The following is a 1,235-nucleotide window of genomic DNA, read 5'->3' on the forward strand; positions in this document are numbered from 1 at the left end:
CCGCCGTAACCTCCACCATACCCACCATTTGCGAGTGCCATAGGTGATGCGACTAGTGCTGCCAAAAGCATAATTTTAGTTTTACGCATGATATTACTCCAAATTTGTATTTGTAATAGTTTTACAAGTCCATTTGATTAAGACTAATCTCACAAAAATTTATTTATAAACCAGAAGCATTTTTGTTACGCCCTGCGAAACCAATTTAACTTATTTGGTTTTATTGCTGACATTAGAATGCCAGCAAAGATAGACTAACAATTACTTCAATGTCAGGTTTATCACGGTTGCATTTTGAATCAATACATTACTACCGGTGTTTTGTACGATATTATAGACCCCAGAAGAATTGCTTAACGCCCCATCATTGAGTATGTTATTTCCCGAGGTATTGTTATACGCACTATTACCTGTAACATCGCCATACATTTCTGAACTAGCTTGAAGGCTTTCACTTTCCAGTTCATATTCTCCACCACGTGAGTGGGTCATAAAGTCTTCAGACAGGATTTCAGAACTTGCTAGAATATCCAACTCATCAGTAGCTGCTGCATTAAACGTTATAAATGTCGCCACTATCAGTGTTAAATATTTCATGACTTCCTCCTGAGAGCTGCTTTGCAGCTCTCAGTTATCTATGTATTAATTACCAGCCAATACCGCGTTGGTGCTAGCACTTTGTTGAACCAAAGAGTTATTACCCGCATTCTGACCCGCAATGTTGATACCTGAAGCGCCAGAGAACGCACCAGACATGTCATTACTGTGTGTTACGTTTAGAGTAGATGAAGTTGATGGACCGTAACCATATGGGTCATGACCACCACCTTTACAACATGCGCCGCCGTACTCTACATCAGAGTAAGTTACGTAACCATGTAATTCTGACTTGGCAACATGGTATGTCTGTAGTTCAGAGATTTCGATATCCTGACTGTAATCATTCATGCTGTTATCAGTCCACTCTTTACTATATGAATTATTAACATTTTTCATTTTAAGAGTGTCATTATCTTGATTGTAAGAGTCAGTAATTGAGTACTCTTTATCTACATCGTATGTTAAAGTTTTATCAATATCATCATTGTAAGAGTCAGTAATTGTTTTATCGTTACCATCATCATATGATGGGTAGTATGGGTTGTAAGGCTGTTGGTAATCGTTCGCTAGCGCAAGTGGAGAGCTAACAACTGCTACTAAAAGTGCGATATGTGTTTTACGCATGGTCATACTCC

Annotated in this window: 2 protein-coding genes; both read right to left on the minus strand. The window is 38.5% G+C overall.

Features of this window, described 5'->3' with window-relative positions:
- Window positions 1-261: 261 nt before the first annotated feature.
- Complete coding sequence (locus BIZ37_RS30210) at window positions 262-597, minus strand: carbon storage regulator (RefSeq protein WP_187464680.1); 336 nt, start codon at window positions 595-597, stop codon at window positions 262-264.
- A 45-nt stretch (window positions 598-642) separates the two neighbouring features.
- The coding region (locus tag BIZ37_RS30215) for a hypothetical protein (protein WP_255526973.1) at window positions 643-1,235 on the minus strand (593 nt) is incomplete at its 5' end.

It is taken from the genome of Photobacterium sp. BZF1, assembly GCF_014349205.1.
Taxonomy (GTDB): domain Bacteria; phylum Pseudomonadota; class Gammaproteobacteria; order Enterobacterales; family Vibrionaceae; genus Photobacterium.

Bases quoted from the DNA above. Each gene is read 5' to 3' on its own strand.
- BIZ37_RS30210 (WP_187464680.1), bottom strand. From the start codon at position 597: ATGAAATATTTAACACTGATAGTGGCGACATTTATAACGTTTAATGCA.